Source organism: Mesorhizobium sp. Cs1299R1N3, from assembly GCF_037179625.1.
Classification (GTDB): Bacteria; Pseudomonadota; Alphaproteobacteria; order Rhizobiales; family Rhizobiaceae; genus Mesorhizobium; species Mesorhizobium salmacidum.
Window position 1 is genome coordinate 31,829 of record NZ_JAPYKQ010000021.1, and the last position, 18,994, is coordinate 50,822.

The following is an 18,994-nucleotide window of genomic DNA, read 5'->3' on the forward strand; positions in this document are numbered from 1 at the left end:
GGTGAGAATTGACCCGTCGAGATGCTCTAATCCGGTTCAACCCTGCACGCAAAACGAAACGATTGATCCATGCGTCATGGGGATTCAACGTGCCCGATCGATTTGACGATCTTCGATCGCGATTGAGATCAAAGCCCGACGGCTCCCTGCCTGCGGCGACGCCCGGACGGTATTTTCTTGGCGAGGCAGCCGCGTCTGTGGCAAAATAGCCGTATGGACAAGAACGACGGCATCTCAGACGACCTCATGCGGCGCATCGATGCGCTAACGGCACGCTCGACGCTGACGCGTGCCCAGATCATTGAAGACGCGCTTGCGCGCGGACGCTCGCTCGCCTGGCAAGAAAATTGGATCGCTGGCGTCCAATCCGGACTTGAAGAGGCCGACCGTGGCGAGTTCGCCACGGAGGAAGAAATTGCTTTGGTGCTCAACAAATACAGCCAGGCGTAAGCCGGGCGATCATGCGCATCATCTGGACCAGACGCTACCTGACGGAGCTTGAAACTATAGGAGACTACATCAGCGAACGCAATCCACGCGCCGCTGCCCGCATTGTCAATGAAATCCATGGCAAAACCGGTCGCCTTCTTTCGGTGAACCCATTCATTGGCCGCACCGGCGAAATCAATGGTACGCGCGAACTGGTCCCGAGCACACCCTACATTGTTGCTTACCGCGTCAAGGACAACGAGATCGAGGTTCTCTTTGTTCAGCATGGTGCGCGGCAATGGCCCGACGAAGTTTGACATGATGATATGACGTCGGCATGCCCCTTATAGTCCGACCAGCTTTCTGACATCGTCCGGCGAAGCGCCGGCTTCGCGCAAGGCGGCGAGACCGGTATCCCTGAGGCTCTTCGACAGTTTTCGCCCGTCCGGCCCGAGGATCAGCCGATGATGGAAATAGACCGGCCGTGGCAACCCCAGAGTCTCCTGGAGCAGCCGCTGCACCCCGGTCGCGGAAAACAGGTCCTGTCCGCGTACGACATGGCTGACGCCTTGCAGCGCATCGTCGATGACGACGGCGAGATGGTAGCTGGTCGGGATGTCGCGGCGCGCCACGATCACGTCGCCCCAGTCCTGCGGACGGGCTTCGACCGGGCGCGTCGCGGAAAGCGTCTCATCGGTGAATTCGGCCCATGTGAGGTCCTTGCCGGCACGCGCCATGGCGGCGCCGACGTCCAGCCGCCAGGCGAAAGGCGCGTTCTCGGCGATGCGCCGTTTGCGTTCCTTCATCGGCAATGCCTTGTCGGCCGGGGGATAGAGCGGCACACCGTCGGGATCGCGCGGCCAGTCGCGTCCGCGCCTTTCGCTGTCGGCGATGAAAGCCCTGATCTCGCCACGGCTCATGAAGGCGGGATAGACCAGTTCCTCGCGGATCAGCCGTTCCAGCACCGCTTCGTAGTCGGCGAAATGCTCGGATTGCCGGCGCACCGGCTCTTCCCAGCCCAGGCCCAACCATTTCAGGTCGGCGAACATGCCCGCCTCGAACTCCGGCGTGCAGCGCGTGGTGTCGATGTCTTCGACACGAAGCAGCAGGCGGCCGCCCATATGCATCGCCAGCTTCTGATTGAGCAGCGCCGAATAGGCGTGGCCCAGATGCAGTTCGCCGTTGGGGCTGGGCGCGAAGCGGAATGTCAGGAGCGTCATGTCTCAGGCGGCAATCGGGTTGTGCTGCGGTTTTGGCCGTTGCTACTTTGCAGCACATTTTCGGACAAGGATATCATGCAGCGCATCGCGACAGTGGACGACGTTGAGCGGGGACTGGACGCGCTTTGCCTCATCGACCCGCGCCTGGAAAAAGTGCGCGGCATGGCTGGCGAGGTGCCGCTCAGGCTTTCGGAGCCCGGCTTTCGGAGCCTGGCCTCGATCATCGTCTCGCAGCAGGTGTCGCGGGCCAGCGCCGATGCCATCTTCGGCCGGCTGACGAAACTGGTCGATCCGCTGACGCCGCAGGCGATCCTGGCCGCCGGCGAGGACATGTTTCGCGAGGCCGGCCTGTCGCGGCCCAAGCAGCGTGGCCTTGTCGCGGTCGCCCAAGCCGTAGCCGACGGGCTCGACCTGCATCACCTTTGTTCGCTCGACGCTGGGGAGGCAATCACCAGGATGACGGCCGTGCCCGGTATCGGTCCCTGGACGGCGGAAGTGTATCTGTTGTTTGCCGCCGGGCACCCCGATATTTTCCCGGCGCGCGATGTCGCCCTGCAGAGCGCTGTCGGCCACGCGCTGGGCATCGACCCGCGTCCAGCGGAGAAAACACTGATCGCATTGGCCGAATCATGGAGCCCGTGGCGAGGTGTCGCATCGCGGCTTTTCTGGTCCTATTATCGCGAAACCAGGGGCCGGGACGCCGCACCGCCGGCCTGAATTTGCAAAAAAGCATAAAAATCATGCGTTTTTGGCACGTCGCGCGAGCGACAATCCGCTTCACATCCCTGTCATGTCAGGCTTACAGTATCCGCGCCGAACGGTCGGGCTTTTGAAGCAGCGCATGATCCTTTCCGAAAGTCGAATTCGATTTTCGGGATCATGTGCGAACCAAGGAGGTCAACAAGGTGACGGTTGCCGTATCTCCGGATGGGCTTCCAGCGCTGGTGCTGAATGCGGATTACCGTCCGCTCAGCTATTACCCCTTGTCGCTCTGGTCCTGGCAGGATGCCATCAAGGCGGTGTTCCTCGACCGGGTGAACATCGTCGCCGAATACGAGCATGCGGTATCCTCGCCGACCTTCTCGATGAAGTTGCCGAGCGTGGTCAGCCTGAAGGCCTATGTGAAGCCGTCCAGGCATCCGGCCTTCACCCGCTTCAACGTCTTCTTGCGCGATCGTTTCCAGTGCCAGTATTGCAGCACGCCCGACGACCTGACCTTCGACCATGTCATCCCTCGCCATCGCGGCGGTGCCACGACATGGGAGAACGTCGTCGCCGCCTGTTCGCCCTGCAATTTGAGGAAGGGCGGGATGATGCCGTCGCAGGCAAAGATGTGGCCGCTGCAGAAGCCGTATCAGCCAACGGTGCACGATCTGCACAATAACGGCCGCCTCTTCCCGCCCAACCATCTGCATGAAAGCTGGATGGATTATCTCTACTGGGATGTCGAACTGGAGCCTTGAGTCCGTTCGAGAATTCGGCAGGCTGGCCGCCTGAAGTGTTTTTTGGGCCTGAGCGGCAACGGGGCAGAAACCTGCAAAGGATTTCACGCATCGTCGCCATCGGTGCTCCCTCGTGCGCTAAATTCCGGTAGTGCGAAGGCATATCGACCGAGCGCCGCATCGTGTCATGGACGTTCAATCCTGAGCGGTCGGCCGGATAACGATGCTGCTCGCCCACAAGCAGACCGGCGCATAAATCCCACTTCTCCGACCACAATGGGTCACTCAATCTGCCGAATTCTTGAATGATCTCGCGACGGCGCTGTTGTGTCAGTCACGAGACAGAGCGCCGCGGAAGGCGACGGCGGCGAGGATCAGGCTGGCGATGGCATTCCAGCCGGCCAGGGACAGGCCGAGAATGCGCAAGGCGGCCTTATCGCAGGAGGGCGGCACGAATTTGTCGAGCGCGTCGAGCACGCCTTTGCCGCCGGTGTCGACCGGGCCGGCGCCCGCCGTGCAATCGGCGGGGCCCTGCCACCAGCCCCATTCGACACCGGAGTGATAGACGCCGAGATAGAGGCCGTAGAGCATCAAGAGGCCGCCGATCGCCAGCAGGCCGCGCGTCAGCCATGCCGGTGCGCGCAGCATCGATGCGATCACCGCCAGCACCATCAAAGGCACGCCGATGTAATATGGGGTGCGCTGTTCCAGACAGAGATGGCAGGGTATGTAGCCGCCGATGTGCTGGAAACCGAGCGCCGAACCAACGGTCGCGGCCATCGCGACCGCGAGAAACAAGGCAGCTCGTGTCCGCTGGCGTCCGGTATCGGCATTCATGGTCGCTGTCATCGGTCTCTCGTCCATCGTGTTCGCCGTCCGCCAGATCTGCTTGCCTCGCTCTCGAAACCGTTGCGCGGTTTGAGCGACAAGCGTCAGAGAGCGTATTTGATCAGGATATAGAGCAAAATCAGGGCAACCGCGGCGGCGCCGGCGATCAGGCCCAGGCGTTTTTCGATGAATTCGCGGATTGGCTCGCCATAGCGGCGCAAAAGCCATGCCAGGAGCAGGAAGCGGCCGCCGCGCGCGATGATGGCCAGCACGATGAACAGCGCCAGATTGACGCCGAGGGCGCCGGACAGGATCGTCACCACCTTGATGGGCGGCAGATGCGCGGCACCCGAGGTGACCAGCATCAGGGCGATGAATTCGATGCTTACGCCCGCCGAGGAGCGCAACTGCTCGAATTCGTCATACTTGCCATAGAATTCGAGGATGGGCCGCGCCACCGCGTCATAGGCGTAGTGGCCGATGAACCAGCCGGCAATGCCGCCCAGCACCGAGGCGACGGTGGCGATGAAGGCATAGCGATAGGCGCGATCCGGCCGCGACAATGCCATCGGCAGATAGAGCACGTCGGCCGGCACCAGGAACACCGAGCTTTCGACGAAAGCGATGAAGGCCAGCCACCATTCGGCCGATTTGCGGGCCGCCAGCGACAGGGTCCAGTCGTACAGTCCGCGAAGCATCGGCTCTCCTAGCGCAAGTGACCCAAAACCGCACGGCCGCCCTGGGACAAGGGCATGGATGAAAGCAAGGACGCAAAGCGCGCCGCAGCATGTCTCGCCGCCTGTCTAGAAAGATTTTCCGCGCTGCACAATGGCAGCACCGCCACGAAATCGAAAGGCGAAGATTGGTCGCATCCAGTGCGATACCGAAAATTGGCCAGTTGACGAACGGGCCTCCGACCGTATAGTCCGCGCCCATCCAGGCCGCCCGGCCTGAGCCCCTATGGCGGAATTGGTAGACGCGCTCGACTCAAAATCGAGTTCCGCAAGGAGTGCTGGTTCGATCCCGGCTAGGGGCACCATTTGATCGCTTTGATGTCCAAATCCAATCCCAAGACCGTGGGCGTGAGCCATTTTGGTCAGACCACATTTTAGCTCGCTGACCTCGGGGCTTCGCGCTAGGCTCTATCTTTGACGTTCATCGTTGGGAGGAAGCGCGGTGAACATGACGCGGCATCGGATATTACCCCGCCTGACAAGCGAAGAGCTTGTTTCCATGACGCTATCGGGGTGGGAGGCATTTGCGACAATCTCCACACGGGAAGTGATCGCGGAGGTTCGACGCCTGGCGCCGGACCGGCCATGCAGCGATGACGCCCTGGTGGAGGCGGTTGTCAAATTCGCAACTGGTCGGACCATGGCCGTTTGTTTTGATCATCGCGACCAACACGCCGTTTGAAGTTCAGGAAGCATTCACCGGAGGTTGCGCGCGGAAGGCTTTCAAAGCGGAAGGCGCCCGTGTGGCCGGAGTTTGCCAGCGTTAGCCAGTTCTCGATCCGCAAGACCAAGCTGAGGACACCGCAGCCATCTGCCCAGGACGCAGAAAGGACGCCGGCCCATGCCGGCGCCCTCTCAAAAAAATGGACGTTTGAACGAACTACCAGCTTTGGCGGCGATACCAGTCGTCGACCTCCTGGCGAACGCGATCCTTCGCGATGCCGTAGCGTTCCTGAATCTTGCCCTCCAGCTGGTCGCGCCTCCCGGCGATCTGGTCGAGATCGTCGTCGGTGAGGTCGCCCCACTGTTCCTTCACCTTGCCCTTGAATTGCTTCCAGTTTCCTTCGATGCGGTTCCAATCCATGGTTCTCTCCTCGATGGTCTGTCGAAAGCAGGGCGAGCACGCCCCGTCATGACATCCAACATCCAGCTCTGCTAAAATGTTCCGGAATAGCTAGCCTATATTCACATACGGGTGTCGCATTGAGCGTTTCGGGAGGTGGGCAGCGATGATCGCCGGCTTGGTCGCGCGTTTGCCTATCTGCATGGTCGGCGAAGTATCCATCGGGAAATCAGGAAGTTGAGGATCGTCGTGACGGCAAGGGTCAGGAAGAACGCGACCGCGGTCTTCTGCAGGATACTTCGCAGAAAGTGAAGACTCGCCAATCCGATCAGGAAGACGACAATGATCGAGCCCCCCATCGCCAGTCGATCGGCAAAACCGGTGCGTCCTCCGGGAAAGACACGCTCGGGATAGAACATCATGACGAACAACAAACCGGCCAGCCAGGCAATGGCATAGGAAAGACCTGAAGGCAGGACAACGAGGCCGGCAAAATAGATGAGGCTGGTCAAAGCTGTGTTGAGACCACCGGCGACGAGGAAGCGGACAGCGTCTGCGCGCATTCGGTCAGCGGCCGTCCTGCCTGACTACGCTGAGGAAATCCGCATAATCCCTGATGTAGTCACTGGCGTCATAGTGATGCGAAGCCATGACCAGCAGGACCGTGTCTGGCTGGAATTTGTACTGGATTCCCCAGATGCCTGGCGGCATGTAGAGCCCGATCGACGGTTCGGCCAGCGAAACCTCTTTTCTGTCATGGCCGTTGTCGAGGACAACCGAAAGCCGGCCGTGGGCGGCGATAAGGAATTGGTGGCATTCGCGATGCGCGTGCTCGCCTCTGACCTTATCGGAAGGCACGCCGTAGACCAGAAAGGAGCGTGCCGGTTTGAAGGGTAGGTTCGAACCGAACTCCAGCGGTGCGATCTCGCCGCGCAGGTCGCCAAAATGCGGCAGCCGCCAAAGTTCGCCGCCGCCGATGCCAAGCGGCATTCTTTCGCCGGGCGTATCGGGGAATGTCTGGGTCACTGTCGGCTGGATTTGCGGACCGGTCTGGTAGCCGATGATGATGGCTGGATTTCCGACCACCACGGCATTGGGGGGGACGTTTTTGGTCACCACCGCGCCGGCGCCGATCATCGCCTGACGTCCGATGACTATGCCTGGCAGGATGGTCGCATTGGCGCCTATCGATGCGCCGTCCTCCACCGTCGTCAGAAGAAATGCCTCGGGATACTCTTTCGAGCGCGGGAAACGATCGTTGGTGAATGTCGCGTTTGGACCAACGAACACGCGGTTCCCAAGGCGGAGGCCGTCCCACAATTGAACGCCACTTTTTATGGTCACGTCATCACCGATCACCACGTCGTTCTCGATGAAAACATGATCACAAATGTTGCAGCCCGCACCGATAACGGCGCCCGGCAGAACGTGGGCAAACGCCCAGATGCGTGTTCCCTGGCCGATATGCGGACTTTCGCAGATGCCCTGCTCATGAACAAAAAATGCCTTGTCGGTCATTTCGATGTCCCCTCGACGACGCGGCTGATCACCCGGAGGGGCCGTGACTTGGTGTTTTCAACCGCCCGCCAGAGATAGCAGCCCAGAATGCCCTGGACCATCAGACTGGCCGATCCGAAGCCCACGATCAGCAGCACCAGCGTTGTGTACCCGGCCGCGTCAATGTTGCCGAGCAACCGCGCCGCGACGGTAACGGCGGCAAAGAGCAGGCTGAGCAGGCAGCCCGCAAAGCCCACCCAAAGGGTCAGAATTATCGGGAAGTCGGAGAACGAAAAGATACTGTCCATCATGTATCTGAAGCGACGGGCCATGCTCCAGGCACTCGTTCCGTGCTCTCGTTCGCGGCGGCGATAGGGCACGAATTCCCGCCTGAAGCCAACCCAGAACAATTGCACGACAAGCGAGGAGTTGGGCTCCTCGATGGACAGGATCGCTTCCAGCACCTGGCGGTTGCAGGCAAAAATATCGACCCCGCCGCTTGGCATGCTGGGCAGGACGAGCTTGCGGTAGGCCGCCCAGAAAGCTTTCGACAAAAACCGTGTGATCGGCGGATCATTGCGGCCGGTCCGGCGTCCAAATACGACGTCGGCGCCATCCTTATCCAGGATCGAGAAGAACTCCACGATCAGTTCCGGCGGCTCCTGGAGGTCGGCGGCCATGGCGGCGACATGATCGCCAGAAGCATGCTCGAGACCGGTTCGAATGGCGGTGAAAGAGCCGAAATTCCGACTGTGAAAGATGATCTTGTAGTCGAAGCCGGAGGTTTTCAGCGCATTGAGAAGCAGGGGCCCCGATTCATCCGGCGACCCATCGATGACGAAGACGAATTCGATATCGCCCTCATATCTGGCATGAAAATTGGCGACCGCCTGCATCAGGGAGGGGATATTCGCCTGATTGCGGTAGATCGGAAAAACGATCGAGCGTGTCGTCACATTGCCTCCCATTGGGCGAGCGCCAGACAGACCTGGCCGACCTCGTCATTCGTCATGTCGGGATAGCATGGCACGGTGCAGAGACGGTTGACGCTGGCCCGTGAGACCACCAGATTTTCGTTTCCTTTCATCGGCAGTCCTGCCCAGCCGACCTGATCGCAGTCAAGGACGGGGTAGTGGATCTCGGTGTCGACGCCACGCTCCTTCATGAAAATCCTGAATGCATCGCGCTCGTCGCACAGGGCGACGGCAAGGTGCGCGACCGCGCCGTCACCGCCTTCCACGAACTGCAGCCGCTGCCCGGCGGCCGACTTGTAGCGGCCCAGAATAGCACGGCGCTGTTCGTTTCTATCGGCCAGATCGCGCAGAAGGACATCAAGAATGGCCGCCTGGACCTCATCCATGCGGGAATTCCGGCCATACGGTACGCCGACATGGTATTTTGAAATCCAGCCATATTGCTGCAGCCGCCGCACATGTTCGGCGATCGCCGGGTCCGACGTCAGAATGGCGCCTCCGTCACCCGCCGCGCCAAGATTCTTGGTTGGGTAGAAGCTGAAAGTCGACACGTCCGCGAGCGAACCCGCCACGCGCCCGCCGATACGTGCGCCATGTGCCTGCGCACAATCCTCCACGATTGGAATATGTGAGAGCCCGGTCTCGGCAAGCGCGCTTTTGATGGCGCCGACATCGACGACGCCGCCATAAAGATGCGTGACGACGATGGCAGCGGTATCGATGCCGGCCGCGGCCAGCACCGATGAAACGCTGATCAACTGGCTGGCTGCCTCGACGTCGACATAGTGGGGGACAAGGTCGTTGTGCCAGCAGGCGCAACTTGCGTAGCCGCCGGCATTGGCAGCCATGATGACTTCGCGTCCCCGAGCGCCATTGCGTGCGACAACCGCGGCCAGGCCAGTTCGAGAGCGTCCGTTCCGTTGGCCACAAGAACGCAATCCGAGACGCCGATGAAGCCTGCAAAGTTGGCGGCGAATTTCTTGCCCATCGCGCCATTGAGCCACCATCCGGAGCGCAGTGTGCTTGTTACTTCACGTTCGATTTCGACCTGGTATCGTTGATACAGTCGCTTGAGGTCGTTCATCGGGACGGAATCTTGTTTCGTCATCGGCGACTCAATGGCTGAATCTGTTTTTCACTTCGAGAGTGGTCGCTGGACACAACTCTTGGCAAGCTGAATTAATGCTGTTGTCAACACACCGCGACCTCCATTGCAGAACGCGATACGCCGGCTGCGCGACAGGTTGATTGACCGCTACCAGGCTCGTCTCGACGGACCCCTTACCGCCTTTTCAGCAAACTCTTCATCCGGTTGCGCAGCAGTCGCGCCATGTTGCGGGTCTCGCGGTAGAGGTGCAACTGGGAGGCGGCCTGGCGGGCGAGGCGGTCGGCGTCGCGAGTCAACCCGATCACCAGCGTGCCGACCGGCTTGCGCTCGCTCCACAGCCGGCTCATCACCGGGTGATCGGGCACGGTGCAGGAATCGGTCATCATGATGTTGGGGTCTTCGAGATGCTGCCTGGTGACCTCGATCATCAGCAGCGTGCCGGGCGAATAGACGGCCAGCGTCTCGTCATAGGCTGTCTTCCAGGTGTAGGCGACGCCAGCTTCGACGAAGACGATCAGGCAAGCGATGGTGCGGCCGTCGAGCGTCAGCGAATGGATGCGGCACATGTCCTGTTCGGCCAGCCGGTGCACCGCCTCGCGGGCGAAGGCGGCGCGGAAGCGGTCGATCGCCATGGCGGTGCGCTCGCGGCCTTTCCAGCCGGACGCTTCCAGCGTCAGGAAGTGCTCGATGGCGTGGCGGATTTCGTCGGGGCCGCGTGCCACGACATGTTCGAGCTTGCCGAGATCGCCCAGGCGCCGCTTCAGGCGGCGGAACTCGCGATAATGGTGCGCGCGCAGCGAAGCCTTCAGATAGTCGTCGCCGTCGAGTTCGCTCTCCAGCACCGGGCGCGAGGTCTGGCCCGTGGTGACCAGCATCAGGCTGCGCGTCTCGGCCACGGTGCCGATCAGGCTCGCCACCGGACCGTCCAGCCTGATGTCGGGCAGGACCAGGACTTTCGGCAACTTCAAATGCGGGCGCGACAGCATCGAGAAGAAATCCTCGACCACGCCGACCGGATCGTCGCGGTCGATCAATGGCGTGCCGAGCGGGCCGAACGGGCTCGACCATGTGCGCATGACCGGCACGCCCAGCGGTACCACCGGCCGTTCCACCGAGATCGGCACCAGCAGGCGCAGCCGGTTGCGGTATTCATCACCGTCGCGGATCACTGCAAGGCGCACCTCGCGGTCTTCCAGCCGGGGCATGGCCGGCGCCAGAAAGCGTGGGTTGAAGAAGACGTTCGGCTCGATCGTGCGGGCGCAGAGATAATCGAGTTCCTCGACCAGGTCGAAGCCAGCCGATGCCGGGTAGATGGCGAGTTTGCGCTCGGGCCGGTTGTTGGCGAGGATCTCGATATGGGCCGGGTCGGCGTCGCGCGCCAGCCCGGCAAGGCCGGACACCATGGCGCCGGCGGAACCGCCGCTGGTTTCCTCGAGCAAGGGGATGGCGGCCATCAGGCGGCTCCTTTGGCTGGCACGAAGCTCGCCATGACGATGCCGAGCTTGCGCCGGACCGTGAAGGACAGCGCGCCGGCCTCGAAGATCATGGCGAATGCGGTGGCCACGGCCGCGCCCCACGGGCCGAAAAACGGGATCAGCACCACGATGAGCCCGATGTTGAAGGCCAGTGTCACGGCATGGACGGCTGCGCGGACATTCTGGTTGCCGCCCATGGTGAGCAGGCTTTCGCAAGGACCGACGGCGGCGCGAGCCACGACGCGCTCGTCGGCGACGAACAGCACGGCGTCGATGCGGTCGAGCAGCGGCCCCAGCGCCAAACGCTGCGGCAAGAACCGCCCGGCAGTCGTGGCCGCGGAAAAGCGCACCCCGATTTCTCTCCGTTTTCCGCCTCTTTTCAGGCTTTGGTGTAGCGAAGACACCTTAAGAAAGCGTGGGTGGGGGGTGGGGTGCGCCGTAGCAGAGGTCGGCAGAGCCGCCGGTGCGCGACCAGTGAATAATCTGCTGGCATGGGCAGACTTCCCAGCTATGTTTTGATTCGCGCTTGAAGCGGAACAAAACTATTCAAGCTCTTGCGCGGCCGGGGGAGAAATGACGGAAAAGACTTTCGCCGATGCCATATCCGTATATGGCGCATCGCTGAAGCCGAAGCTGACAAACCCCGCGATTGGTGGTGCGCCGGAAGATCAATTGCGTGGACCGCTCGAAACGCTGGTCCGTGAGCTTGCTGCAATCGCTGGTCATGCCGCCGGATCAGTTCATTTGGTGGGCGAGACAAGCCTTGCAGACATCAAGACGCGCCCGGATTTCGCCGTCACTGTCAACAATGCCCTCGTCGGCTTCATCGAGGTCAAGCAACCTGGAAAGGGTGCGGACCCGCGCCATTTCAGTGACACTCACGATAAAGACCAGTGGAACAAGCTGAAGTCGCTGCCAAACCTGCTTTACACCGACGGGAATGCGTTCAGCCTTTGGCAAGATGGAGTGCTGCAGGGCAAAGTTGTCTCGCTGGAGGGGGATGTCGTCTCTTCAGGGGCTAAGCTGGTTGCGCCGGGCAGTCTTCTTCCGCTGATCAATAACTTTCTGACTTGGGCGCCGATCTCGCCTCCAAACGCCAGGCGGTTAGCGGAAGTTAGCGCGCGGCTTTGTCGGCTTTTGCGCGATGAGGTCACCGAACAACTGGCTTTGGAAAGTGCAGGCCTGACGGCGTTGGCCAAAGACTGGCGCAAACTGCTTTTCCCTGAAGCGGATGACGCCCAATTCGCTGACGGCTATGCACAGGCGGTGACGTTCGGGCTTTTAGTGGCGCGAGCTCTCGATATCCCATTGGCAGGTGGAATCTATCAGGCGGCGCACGAACTGAGAAAAACGAATTCTCTTATCGGAACGGCGCTCGGACTGCTGACTGATGACGAAGCCAACCAGGAGGCATTGAAGACATCGCTACAAACGCTGACCCGCGTGCTCGACAAAGTGAACTGGCACACAATCAGCAAGGACAAGCCGGAAGCGTGGTTGTATTTCTACGAGGACTTCCTTGAGGTCTACGATAACACGTTGCGGAAAAAGACCGGCTCCTACTATACGCCGCCGGAAGTGGTCAGCGCGATGGTACAGCTCGTGGACGAGGCGCTGCGCGGCCCTTTGTTTGAGCGCCACGCCGGACTCGCATCCCCCGATGTGACACTGGCAGACCCAGCGGTCGGTACAGGTACATTTCTACTGGGCGTGCTTCGCCGCATTGCTGTGACTGTGGCAAACGACCAGGGTGAAGGCGCGGTACGCGGTGCTATTGAGGCGGCAGCGCAACGGTTGATCGGCTTTGAGCTACAGTTTGGACCGTTCGCTGTGGCGCAGCTGCGGCTGATAGCCGAAATTCAGGCGCTCATGACGACCAAAGGAATCGCAATGCCGATTCCTGAACTCAAACTGTTCGTCACCAATACGTTGGGTAATCCTTTCATCGAGGAAGAGACATTCACTCAGGTAGGAGCGGTGGCGAAATCGCGGCGTGACGCCAACACGATCAAGAAGACACAGCCGATCACAGTGGTCATCGGAAACCCACCCTATAAGGAAAAGGCCAAGGGACGCGGCGGCTGGATCGAGGCCGGCTCTGGCGGCAAGATGGTCGCTCCAATGGATTGGTGGACGCCACCGCGCGCCTGGGGCGTAGGCGCGCACACTAAGCACCTGAAGAACCTTTACGTCTACTTCTGGCGTTGGGCGACGTGGAAAGTGTTCGGGACAGGAAACTACGCGGCGACCGGTTTTCCCGACAAGGACGAAGAAGGCATCGTTTGCTTCATCTCGGTGGCTGGCTTTCTCAACGGTCCCGGCTTCGAACGGATGCGCGACGACCTCCGGCAGACCTGCTCTGACATATGGGTCATCGACTGCTCACCTGATGGTCATCAGCCGGAGGTTAGAACACGCATTTTCCAAGACGTTCAGCAGCCTGTATGCATCGTGCTGGCAGCCAAGAAGCTCGGCAAAAACAAGGAAGACCCTGCGCAGGTGCGCTTTCGGGCTCTGCCGAAAGGCCGACGGGAGGAGAAATTCAAGGCGTTGGAAGAACTGACGCTCGATCCAGCCGACTGGGAAGACTGCCCATCCGACTGGCGCGCGCCGTTCTTCCCGGCCCCGAGCGGGGTCTGGGCTACATTCCCGCCGCTAAGATGGTTTTTCGAGTATGACGGCTCTGGTGTCATGCCGGGACGCACATGGATTATCGCGCCGGACCGGCAGTCTCTGCTGGATCGTTGGACAAGGCTGATCGGAGAAAAGGACGCGGCGAAGAAAGAGGAATTGTTCCATCCGCACCTTGGCGGCGACAAGACCGTTTCCAAGAAGTCGCAGGCCGGATTAGTGGGACACGAATATCGTCCGGAGGCAGTCAGGAATGATCCGCAACCTGTGATCTCTCCGACCCGTTATGGCTTCCGCTCATTCGACCGGCAATGGATTATTCCTGACGCGCGGCTTGTAAATAGACCGAACCCTGCGCTGTGGAATTGCTATTCATCGAAACAGATTTATCTGATTGCATTGGAACGGCACTCGCCGTCCTCAGGCCCTGCACTCACCTTTTCTGGTATCGTGCCAGATCACGATTACTACAAAGGTTCTTTCGCTGGTCGCGCCCGTCCGCTTTGGCGAGATGGGATGGCCAAGCAGCCGAACATTCCAACGAAGCTACTCGGATTGCTTGCGGATACTTATGGCCAACCCGTCTCAGCCGAGGATGTGATGGCCTATCTAGCCGCCGTAATGGCTCATCCAGCTTTTACAAAACGCTTCCTGCCCGATCTCGTGCAGCCCGGCCTGCGTGTACCATTAACTGCTGATCCGGCGATGTTCTTCGAAGCCGTCGCACTCGGTCGCGAGGTGATCTGGCTGCACACTTATGGCGAGCGCTTTTCCGACCCCACCGCCAACAGGGCAAAGGCGCCTCCTAAGATGGCCAAGGACTCTGCACCGACGATTCCCGCCGGTGGCGCGATCCCTAATGCACCGGAGCAACTGCCCGACACGATGGAATATGATCCCGTCAAGCGCCGACTTCATGTAGGCAAGGGATTCGTGGACAACGTTTCCCCAGAGATGTGGAACTACGAGGTCTCGGGCAAGCAGGTGGTGTGGCATTGGTTCAGCTACCGCAAGCGTGATCGGAGCCGGCCGCAGATCGGCGACAAGCGACCGCCATCGCAGCTCGATTTCATCCAGCCGGATCACTGGCTCGCCGAGTACACGTCGGATCTGATCGATCTGCTCAACGTGCTGGGCCGCCTAGTCGCATTGGAACCGGCACAGGCCGATCTCATGGAGCGCATCCTGAATACCGAGTTGATCAAGGTCGCGCACCTCCAATCGGCGCTCGCAGCCGACGGCGTGGAAAAGCCCTGACACGCATGTCAGGAATACGGGGATAAGCTAGTCGGGGATGGTCGCTTCACTAAACCGGATGAGGCATAGTTCGAATCGAACTCGTACGGCCGTGGACATGGCAAGAAATCAACTCGACCTTTTTGGTTCCGAAGAGCAATCCGAGCTGTTCGACGAAGATGCGCCGATCGTTTATTATCATGGCGATGCGGACAGAGTGCGTGCGCGATTGCACAGGCTTATCGCTGAGGCACGCAGCGCAGACGCATTGCCTTGGGATCAGGACAGTACCCGGCTCTATCGCAAGATCGTGCCCCAGATGGCGCTTTGGCTGCCGGAGGAAGAAGCGGCGCAGTTGAAGTTCGAATTTGAGGCCGAAATGGTGCGGCTGAAGGCGGCGTAGTCGGCGAGACAGCGTCCCTCGCCGCCCGCTGCCCATTTCCTTTGGCGATTATACGGTTGACAAACCCAAACTTGCGGGCGACCTTATAGCAGGCCAGCCGCACCAGAATGACCGGCCCTTCCACAAGGTATGTCTTTAATCAAAACTGCCGGTGCGGCTGTGCCTTCAGGAAGCGACGGGGAATCCATGCTGATTTTGGCGGTAATCGTTCTTACGGGTTTGGCAGTCTTCCTAGTCGAGCGCTACGACCTCTTTGACGGGAAGACGTGGCGGAGCGCTTCAGAACCCACGATCGCCTACGCTTATGTGCTGCTGTTCGTGGCCGTAGCCATAGCTGGAGCGGCGCTGTTCTTTCACGCTAGCGCTCCCCAGCCGTAGGGGAATGGCCGGCATTAACTAATCTTGCAATCTCTCCCTTGCAGCCCCGGCTTCGGCCCGCATATCCCCGTATATGCCAGGTAGGGACATTTCCATCTTCGATCTCGACGCGCTACGCGAGGCTTTCATGAAGTCTGTCCGCGACAACAACGTCTCGCCTGCCGAATGGGGCGAACATGCCCAATGGTTCATTCAACAGCTGGCGGATCACAAACTTTCGGGAGTGGCGATTAGCCAGATCACCGGAGAGCCGGACGATAGCCAGCCATAGAAAAGCCCCGGCGCTTGGGTCTGCACCGGGGCTTTTGACATGTACGCTTTACATGAGCATGTCCGCTTATAAGCATGTGCTGATATGGTGAAGGAATGGTGAATAGCTACCTAGCCGTAGGGGAATGGCTACAGGCCCTGTAGCGGTAACCTCTGAAGGTAAGAGGTGCGCTATAATCGATTACAGCCAAAAACAGGCCGCGAGGCCCTTTCCGAAGGCGCTACCGCTTCCCATTTATAGGATTGGCTGAGCGATTAACGCTTTTGGGACATTTATTTGTCAGCGGCCTATCGGTGTTATTGACTTGGTAACCGCCGACTCCTAAACCCCATACAAGCCGCTTCGGCGGCCACGAGATAAACAGTGAGCCAGCCCATCCGATAAGTTTCCGCGATCGCGGTGCTTGGATGGGCTGGTTCCGTTTTATAGATGCTACAAGCTCGCTACGCCATTCTCCTAGACGGCGGGTTCGTCACCCGGAAGCTGAGCGAAAAGCTTGGGGCGCCCCCAACAGCAGCAGATGTCGTCACCCTATGCGACGAAATTCGGTCGAATCCGCATCTGGCCAGCTACGAGCTTATGCGGATCTACTACTATGACGCACCGCCTTCACTGGAAACTGTCAAGTTACCAGTGAGCGGCACGGAACATCCGTTAGCCGCGACCGACAGAGCGCGCCACGCGCAAAGCCTTTACGACCAGCTCGAACTTACGGAAGGGTTCGCGCTTCGTATGGGCGAAACCCGCCTGACGCCCTTTCACTGGAAGCTGAAGCCACAAAAGGCGGCCCAACTAATCAAAAAATCGCGTGACCTGGTGGATGGCGACTTTGCCCTAGACATCAACCAGAAGGGTGTGGACATTCGAATCGGCTTAGACATGGCGCGTTTGGCGCTACGGGACATGGTTCGAGCAGTGGTCGTTGTGACTAGCGACAGTGACTTTGTCCCGGCCTTCAAGTTCGTCCGGCGCGAAGGCGTCAAGGTGATGCTTTGCACCCTTGGACATAAGGGCGCACGCCGCGAGTTAAGGGCTCACGCCGACTTCGTAATTTCCTAGCGCTTAGCCTCTTCGCGCTTCCGCCGCACCAATTCCTTTATCTGCTCATCCGAAAGCTTCTCGGCCTTCGCGACCCTCGCAACGGCGTCGTCATACTCCTCGTCTCCCACACTCTTCAGCGCACGGGCGGCTTCGCGGAACTTGTCGATCTGGCTTGCCCCGTCACTCGAAGGCTGACTTTTCTTTTTCATCCTCTGGTTCCTTGCCGCTCCCGCGTTCAATTAGATCCATTGCGTGTTGCTCGGGTGTCGCCATATCAGCCATAACGTAGCCTTGGCCGGGGATGTTCGTGAAACGCGCCTTCTCCCGCCAAAGGATCGTCCCTACATATCGCGGTTTGTCATCGCTGTTGAGACTAACTCCTGCGCTTTCCAGCCGGGACACAATGTCGGCCCGCGTCAAGGGATGGTCCGCGCCACGAATCACGCGTTCGGCCATATCAGCAATTTCGCTTGGTTTTGGAAAACGAGTCACGCGAGACTGCGCCGGCTCCTCGTTTGATATGCCATCCGGCAAGGGTTCAACTTGTTCCCCTTCTGGTCCTGCGAAGTGCCTATATAGGTCCAAGAATGAATCGATCCGCGCCAGCTCAGCCTCGATTTCTTCTTTGCGTTTCAATGCATTAGCGTAAGCGCGATCCATCGCCGCCTCCTATCCTTTGCCGGACAGGTATCACAATGTATCAAAGCGGGCAAGGAAAGGATTCCTTAACCATACCGCGTCGAAGCGTGGAATTCATGGGTATCTTGCGCGATCCAGATGAACCGGCATATATTAGGTGTCACGCGCATCAGAAACGCGTCACGGAGGCGAAGATGACGAGAATATAGCGCTGCCCCTCACGCAACAGGTCATTGGCGTACGAGCGGGCAGGAAAATTAAAGGCCGCAAACCCGGCTTCAACGGGAATGCGGCCCAAATGACCAGCAACCGAACAAGGGGCGATAGAAGACCCGCGATCACTGGAGTTCACACCTTAGAATCGCACTTCTGTCGCCTCTTTTCAAGGCCCCTCGCTCTGAAAGAGGTTCGCTATGGTTTGGGTTGACCCATACTTGCGTTTCCGCTTCGGCCGCACCGAATCCGTATGCGGCCACTATCGCAGCCGATAAGACCGGCAACAGCGGCGTAGCCGCTTAGCCGCCCGATCAACCTGATTGCCGGGGACTAGATCCCCGGCTTTTTCTTGCGGTGCCTCGCGTAACGCCACAGTGGCAATTCCAACTGCACCGGCTTGCGGAAATGCGTTCGCTTTGCGTCAGTCAGGTCTTTGATAGGTGAGGCGCTTACCGGCGGCGCCCTTCAAGGCGATGAAAGCGCGAGTTCCGTCATCAACGCCCATGGCGATGCGGTTGCTGTAGCGGAAATCGAATTCGGCAAGGTAGCGGTGCAGGTGCTGTTCACCGCAATGCTGATAGACGCCCTTCATGCCGCGCTTGAAGATGCTGTAGAAGCCTTCCACGGTGTTCGTATGGACGGTCTTTTCGCCTTCGTAGCGAACATATTCGTCCTTGGAATGCGTCACGACATCATGCGAGGCGAATTCCTGGCCGACGCGGCGATACATGCCAGCCTGGTCAGTCATCAACGCGCTTTCCTTGGCGATGTTGGCGCGAACGATAGGCATGACGGTGCCAATGCGGGCGGTATCGACGTGGAAGGAACGGGCACGGCCACCACGCTCCACCAGCGTGACAACAGTGTTCTTGTGTGCGCCGCCGCCACGCTTCACCGGGGTATTGGCAAGGCGTCCAACGTAGGTTTCGTCAACTTCCACGGTCTTGCCGTTGCCGCCCATAGGAGCAAGCTCGCCAGAGGCCATTGCGAGGCGAATGCGGTGGCACAGGAACCAAGCGGCCTCATAGGTGCATTCGAGTATGCGGTGCATCTGGTGGGCGCTGATACCCTTCTTAGAGGCGCACATAAGGTGGATAGCCTGTAGCCACTTGGTCAGCGGCAAATGGCTTTCCTCGAAGATCGAACCCATGCGGACGGTGAACTGCGAACGGCAGGCGCTGCACTTGTACAGGCCATGACGCTCGACACCGTGCGGGTTCTTTTTGGAGGGCTTGGTGCGAACGCCCTTCAAGGCGTAGTGGCGATCAACGCTACCGCACTTGGGGCAAACCGGACCGTTCGGCCACAGTATGGATTCCACATGCTCGAAAGCCTTGGCTTCGTCGTGGAATTCGGGGCGGGACAGAATGGACATGGAAATCTCCTATGCCCTTACCCTACGTAATCAG

20 protein-coding genes, 1 tRNA gene and 2 pseudogenes are annotated in these 18,994 nt (G+C 59.7%); 9 read left to right on the top strand and 14 right to left on the bottom strand.

The features are described from left to right. Positions 1–213: 213 nt before the first annotated feature. Positions 214–450 carry a CopG family ribbon-helix-helix protein gene (locus O7B34_RS28425; protein ID WP_337149134.1) on the top strand — a complete coding sequence of 79 codons (237 nt, stop codon included), beginning with the start codon at positions 214–216 and terminating at the stop codon, positions 448–450. 11 nt (positions 451–461) lie between these two features. Further along, a complete protein-coding gene (locus O7B34_RS28430; RefSeq protein WP_337149135.1) occupies positions 462–746 on the top strand; it encodes a type II toxin-antitoxin system RelE/ParE family toxin in 285 nt (94 codons plus the stop codon). A gap of 27 nt (positions 747–773) precedes the next feature. On the opposite strand, the gene gluQRS is transcribed toward O7B34_RS28430, so the two are convergent. Beyond that, positions 774–1,649: a tRNA glutamyl-Q(34) synthetase GluQRS gene (gene gluQRS, locus O7B34_RS28435; RefSeq protein ID WP_337149136.1), complete on the bottom strand. Its 876-nt coding sequence runs from the start codon at positions 1,647–1,649 to the stop codon at positions 774–776. A 75-nt stretch (positions 1,650–1,724) separates the two neighbouring features. Here gluQRS and O7B34_RS28440 point away from each other — a divergent pair, with 75 nt between their 5' ends. Together O7B34_RS28440 and O7B34_RS28445 are read left to right on the top strand one after the other, a co-directional pair. Beyond that, entirely contained in the window at positions 1,725–2,366 is a 642-nt protein-coding gene (locus O7B34_RS28440; RefSeq protein WP_337149137.1) for a DNA-3-methyladenine glycosylase family protein, read from the top strand. A 188-nt stretch (positions 2,367–2,554) separates the two neighbouring features. Continuing rightward, positions 2,555–3,112 (top strand): HNH endonuclease, encoded by a 558-nt coding sequence (locus O7B34_RS28445; RefSeq protein WP_027143453.1) that lies wholly within the window; start codon positions 2,555–2,557, stop codon positions 3,110–3,112. A 309-nt stretch (positions 3,113–3,421) separates the two neighbouring features. Here the strand turns inward: O7B34_RS28445 and O7B34_RS28450 are convergent, their stop codons facing one another. Continuing rightward, positions 3,422–3,940, bottom strand: a complete 519-nt coding sequence (locus O7B34_RS28450) for a disulfide bond formation protein B (RefSeq protein ID WP_027143452.1) — start codon at positions 3,938–3,940, stop codon at positions 3,422–3,424. A gap of 83 nt (positions 3,941–4,023) precedes the next feature. Further along, a complete protein-coding gene (locus O7B34_RS28455; RefSeq protein WP_135867533.1) occupies positions 4,024–4,617 on the bottom strand; it encodes a YqaA family protein in 594 nt (197 codons plus the stop codon). Between the two features lie 256 nt (positions 4,618–4,873). Between O7B34_RS28455 and O7B34_RS28460 the strand changes: the two genes are divergently transcribed. Then, positions 4,874–4,958, top strand: a tRNA-Leu gene (locus O7B34_RS28460). Between the two features lie 575 nt (positions 4,959–5,533). Here O7B34_RS28460 and O7B34_RS28465 read toward each other — a convergent pair. The 8 genes and pseudogenes from O7B34_RS28465 to O7B34_RS28495 all read right to left on the bottom strand — a co-directional run. Further along, positions 5,534–5,737 carry a CsbD family protein gene (locus tag O7B34_RS28465; protein WP_027143449.1) on the bottom strand — a complete coding sequence of 68 codons (204 nt, stop codon included), beginning with the start codon at positions 5,735–5,737 and terminating at the stop codon, positions 5,534–5,536. A 173-nt stretch (positions 5,738–5,910) separates the two neighbouring features. Then, positions 5,911–6,279, bottom strand: coding sequence for a GtrA family protein (locus tag O7B34_RS28470; RefSeq protein WP_198028765.1), 369 nt, complete (start codon positions 6,277–6,279; stop codon positions 5,911–5,913). Positions 6,280–6,283: 4 nt separating this feature from the next. Beyond that, entirely contained in the window at positions 6,284–7,234 is a 951-nt protein-coding gene (locus O7B34_RS28475; RefSeq protein ID WP_027143447.1) for a WxcM-like domain-containing protein, read from the bottom strand. After that, on the bottom strand, positions 7,231–8,169 hold the full coding sequence (locus tag O7B34_RS28480; RefSeq protein ID WP_337138925.1) for a glycosyltransferase family 2 protein: 939 nt from the start codon (positions 8,167–8,169) through the stop codon (positions 7,231–7,233). Before O7B34_RS28480 ends, O7B34_RS28475 begins: the two co-directional genes overlap by 4 nt. Beyond that, positions 8,166–9,191: a DegT/DnrJ/EryC1/StrS family aminotransferase gene (locus tag O7B34_RS28485; protein WP_442921010.1), complete on the bottom strand. Its 1,026-nt coding sequence runs from the start codon at positions 9,189–9,191 to the stop codon at positions 8,166–8,168. The genes O7B34_RS28480 and O7B34_RS28485 overlap by 4 nt, the downstream gene beginning before the upstream one ends. Beyond that, positions 9,092–9,295: pseudogene (locus tag O7B34_RS32240) on the bottom strand (DegT/DnrJ/EryC1/StrS family aminotransferase); the annotation flags it as partial. The pseudogene O7B34_RS32240 and the gene O7B34_RS28485, both read right to left, overlap by 100 nt. 173 nt (positions 9,296–9,468) lie before the next feature. Further along, on the bottom strand, positions 9,469–10,749 hold the full coding sequence (locus O7B34_RS28490; protein WP_337149140.1) for a GNAT family N-acetyltransferase: 1,281 nt from the start codon (positions 10,747–10,749) through the stop codon (positions 9,469–9,471). After that, positions 10,749–11,015, bottom strand: a pseudogene (locus tag O7B34_RS28495) (lipopolysaccharide biosynthesis protein); the annotation flags it as partial. The gene O7B34_RS28490 and the pseudogene O7B34_RS28495, both read right to left, overlap by 1 nt. Positions 11,016–11,343: 328 nt before the next feature. On the opposite strand from O7B34_RS28495, the gene O7B34_RS28500 reads away from it, so the two are divergent. The 4 genes from O7B34_RS28500 (at position 11,344) to O7B34_RS28515 (ending at position 16,748) form a co-directional block, all read left to right on the top strand. Beyond that, complete coding sequence (locus tag O7B34_RS28500; protein WP_337149141.1) at positions 11,344–14,658, top strand: type ISP restriction/modification enzyme; 3,315 nt, start codon at positions 11,344–11,346, stop codon at positions 14,656–14,658. 97 nt (positions 14,659–14,755) lie between these two features. Continuing rightward, positions 14,756–15,040, top strand: coding sequence for a hypothetical protein (locus O7B34_RS28505; protein ID WP_337149142.1), 285 nt, complete (start codon positions 14,756–14,758; stop codon positions 15,038–15,040). A gap of 505 nt (positions 15,041–15,545) precedes the next feature. Further along, on the top strand, positions 15,546–15,689 hold the full coding sequence (locus tag O7B34_RS28510; RefSeq protein WP_337149143.1) for a hypothetical protein: 144 nt from the start codon (positions 15,546–15,548) through the stop codon (positions 15,687–15,689). 429 nt (positions 15,690–16,118) lie between these two features. Next, positions 16,119–16,748, top strand: coding sequence for an NYN domain-containing protein (locus O7B34_RS28515; protein ID WP_337149144.1), 630 nt, complete (start codon positions 16,119–16,121; stop codon positions 16,746–16,748). Here the strand turns inward: O7B34_RS28515 and O7B34_RS28520 are convergent. From O7B34_RS28520 to O7B34_RS28530, 3 genes are all read right to left on the bottom strand, one after another. After that, a complete protein-coding gene (locus tag O7B34_RS28520; RefSeq protein WP_337149145.1) occupies positions 16,745–16,939 on the bottom strand; it encodes a hypothetical protein in 195 nt (64 codons plus the stop codon). The genes O7B34_RS28515 and O7B34_RS28520 overlap by 4 nt on opposite strands. Continuing rightward, positions 16,911–17,390, bottom strand: a complete 480-nt coding sequence (locus O7B34_RS28525; RefSeq protein WP_337149147.1) for a hypothetical protein — start codon at positions 17,388–17,390, stop codon at positions 16,911–16,913. The genes O7B34_RS28520 and O7B34_RS28525 overlap by 29 nt, the downstream gene beginning before the upstream one ends. A gap of 616 nt (positions 17,391–18,006) precedes the next feature. Further along, entirely contained in the window at positions 18,007–18,960 is a 954-nt protein-coding gene (locus O7B34_RS28530; protein ID WP_337149148.1) for an IS1595 family transposase, read from the bottom strand. Positions 18,961–18,994 lie beyond the last annotated feature (34 nt).

Coding starts and splice junctions, on each gene's coding strand:
- O7B34_RS28450 (WP_027143452.1), bottom strand. CDS start 3,940: ATGACAGCGACCATGAATGCCGATACCGGACGCCAGCGGACACGAGCT.
- O7B34_RS28475 (WP_027143447.1), bottom strand. CDS start 7,234: ATGACCGACAAGGCATTTTTTGTTCATGAGCAGGGCATCTGCGAAAGT.
- O7B34_RS28440 (WP_337149137.1), top strand. CDS start 1,725: ATGCAGCGCATCGCGACAGTGGACGACGTTGAGCGGGGACTGGACGCG.
- O7B34_RS28425 (WP_337149134.1), top strand. CDS start 214: ATGGACAAGAACGACGGCATCTCAGACGACCTCATGCGGCGCATCGAT.
- O7B34_RS28465 (WP_027143449.1), bottom strand. CDS start 5,737: ATGGATTGGAACCGCATCGAAGGAAACTGGAAGCAATTCAAGGGCAAG.
- O7B34_RS28515 (WP_337149144.1), top strand. CDS start 16,119: ATGCTACAAGCTCGCTACGCCATTCTCCTAGACGGCGGGTTCGTCACC.
- O7B34_RS28520 (WP_337149145.1), bottom strand. CDS start 16,939: ATGAAAAAGAAAAGTCAGCCTTCGAGTGACGGGGCAAGCCAGATCGAC.
- O7B34_RS28530 (WP_337149148.1), bottom strand. CDS start 18,960: ATGTCCATTCTGTCCCGCCCCGAATTCCACGACGAAGCCAAGGCTTTC.
- O7B34_RS28500 (WP_337149141.1), top strand. CDS start 11,344: ATGACGGAAAAGACTTTCGCCGATGCCATATCCGTATATGGCGCATCG.
- gluQRS (WP_337149136.1), bottom strand. CDS start 1,649: ATGACGCTCCTGACATTCCGCTTCGCGCCCAGCCCCAACGGCGAACTG.
- O7B34_RS28430 (WP_337149135.1), top strand. CDS start 462: ATGCGCATCATCTGGACCAGACGCTACCTGACGGAGCTTGAAACTATA.
- O7B34_RS28455 (WP_135867533.1), bottom strand. CDS start 4,617: ATGCTTCGCGGACTGTACGACTGGACCCTGTCGCTGGCGGCCCGCAAA.
- O7B34_RS28505 (WP_337149142.1), top strand. CDS start 14,756: ATGGCAAGAAATCAACTCGACCTTTTTGGTTCCGAAGAGCAATCCGAG.
- O7B34_RS28470 (WP_198028765.1), bottom strand. CDS start 6,279: ATGCGCGCAGACGCTGTCCGCTTCCTCGTCGCCGGTGGTCTCAACACA.
- O7B34_RS28490 (WP_337149140.1), bottom strand. CDS start 10,749: ATGGCCGCCATCCCCTTGCTCGAGGAAACCAGCGGCGGTTCCGCCGGC.
- O7B34_RS28510 (WP_337149143.1), top strand. CDS start 15,546: ATGAAGTCTGTCCGCGACAACAACGTCTCGCCTGCCGAATGGGGCGAA.
- O7B34_RS28525 (WP_337149147.1), bottom strand. CDS start 17,390: ATGGATCGCGCTTACGCTAATGCATTGAAACGCAAAGAAGAAATCGAG.